Source organism: Endozoicomonas sp. YOMI1 (genome assembly GCF_024606345.1).
Lineage (GTDB): Bacteria > Pseudomonadota > Gammaproteobacteria > Pseudomonadales > Endozoicomonadaceae > Endozoicomonas.
On sequence record NZ_JAHHPM010000501.1, the window covers coordinates 1 to 2,047 of the forward strand.

General features: G+C 46.4%; 1 protein-coding gene. It reads left to right on the forward strand.

From position 1 onward, the window contains the following. Positions 1 to 310: 310 nt before the first annotated feature. Positions 311 to 2,047: FimV family protein (locus KDK15_RS17755; protein ID WP_257296728.1), on the forward strand; the 1,737-nt coding region annotated here is incomplete at its 3' end.

The following is a 2,047-nucleotide window of genomic DNA, read 5'->3' on the forward strand; positions in this document are numbered from 1 at the left end:
TCTGAGGAGAATAGCGGGGCTATTTGACGAAGAAACAGGAATTTTTAGACCAATTATCGCAACCGCAGTAGGGCAGTCTATTCTCGGACAGCCTCCTAGACCTTCTGCGAAGCAGCTTTCCTGTTGTAAAGCTGCTTCGTTACCCTCAACCTCACTTTGATAAATTCCTCTCCTGAAAAATGCCTGCTTATACTCATTCTGATGCGGTAAAAAATAGCGCCTGAATTTTCTACAGTTGCTCGTGGCTGAACCGATAAACAGTTAGTAACTGGGGCTTCCCACGTTGGGCTAACTGGATAAGATCAGGAACATGATTAAAAAACTGATAAGCACAGCCATAGTAAGCAGTGTTATCGGGAGCGCATCAGCCAATCCTGAGCTGGGATATATGACGATTGGTACTGATCAGTACCAACTATTCAATGCAACCATTGCCATTGATGCTCTGCCGTCAGAACTTACCAATAAGAAACTTAAGGTAAAGCTTGGGTCGATTAACGACTTTTACCGGCACAATATTGAGTATGACAAACAGGTTTCCAGCCTGCGGTTTAAAGTGGCCAAGGATAGCAATGGCAAGCCGCTGATCAGGGTTCGTTCCGTTCGGGAAATCACCACCAACAAACTGAAGGCTGTGATCAAGTTGACGGTGGGGAATCAGAAAATATATGGCATCTATGATTTCAAGTTAACGCCCGGTAAAGAACAGCAGGTTACCTTAAATCTGCTTAACGCTGACCATAAGCCTGCAGAAAAGTCGTTCATAACCCCAAAAGCCCAGCAGCGAGCAACACTTACTGCCAGAACAACACCCGTTACTGTTCAGCCATTACCCTCTGAGGCCAGTATTATCGCTTCAGACGTAGAAGTTCTTACTACTTCTTCCGCCGGGCATTACCGGGTTAAAGCGGGGCAAAGTATCAGTGGCATTGCCATGGAGTTGTTACCCCGGTATCCGGAGGTTGCCAACTGGCGAACCCTTATGAATAGGCTGGCCTCTCTGAATCCAGAGGCCTTCATCAATGGTGATATCAATAAACTGCGGGTTAATGCGCAGTTGCAACTGCCAGGATCTATCCAGAAGAATGACCAGGTAATCGGCAAGAAGTCATGGGCTCCTAATGTAAAAACATCTGCAACTGCCCAATTAAAACCTTCGGACAAGACCGTAGTTGCACACAGTCAACACGGGAAAGCCCCCTCAACTGTCAGCCACTCCTTAAACTCAACAATTATCATCAAAGACCTGCCAGAAGGTCTTGCCGGTAAAGACAACCTCAAGGTTCAGTTGGGCTCAATTACTGACTATTACCGGCAAGGCATTGATTATAATCAGCAGGTTGCTGGTCTTCGGTTTGACATAACGGCTAATAGCAACAGAGAAACGGTGATCAGGGCTCGCTCGATCCGTGAAATCAGTGCCAGGCAATTGATGGCCGTGGTCAGGTTTTCTGCGGGAAGAAGAAAGGCCTATGGTATTTATGAAATTCGTCCCGGTAACAACGGACGACAAATTGCTTTTAACCTGTTAGATATCAAGGGCGGGAAAAAGCCGCAAGTTGTCAAGAATAACGCCCCTTCAAAAACATCCGATGACAATGCTAAAAAGCAGGCACTGGCTGCATTGCGCAGTAAGCTGAAGGCGTATGAACAGGAACAGAGTCATTCTTCCGACAAATCGGTTAATAAGGATACCTCATCTTCACAGACCTCTGGTGATGTTGCCAAGAAGCAGGCATTAGCAGCGTTGCGTAAGAAACTAAATGAATATGAGCAGACAAATAACAACCGTCAGTCCAGGGCAGCAGATAAAGCGCTTACTGAAAGGATCAATCGTAACGATTTTCAACCCTCTTTGATGGCAGGGCAGAAAACTTACCGCGTTGCCAAAGGTGAAAGTCTAAGCTCTATAGCCATGAAGCTAAGCAACGCTTATCCGGGCTCGCAGAGCTGGAGAGGGGTAATGAAACGTCTGGTGAGCATTAACCCTGGCGTATTTATCGGCGGTGATATTAACAAGATACGTGCAGGAACCCTGTTAAACCTC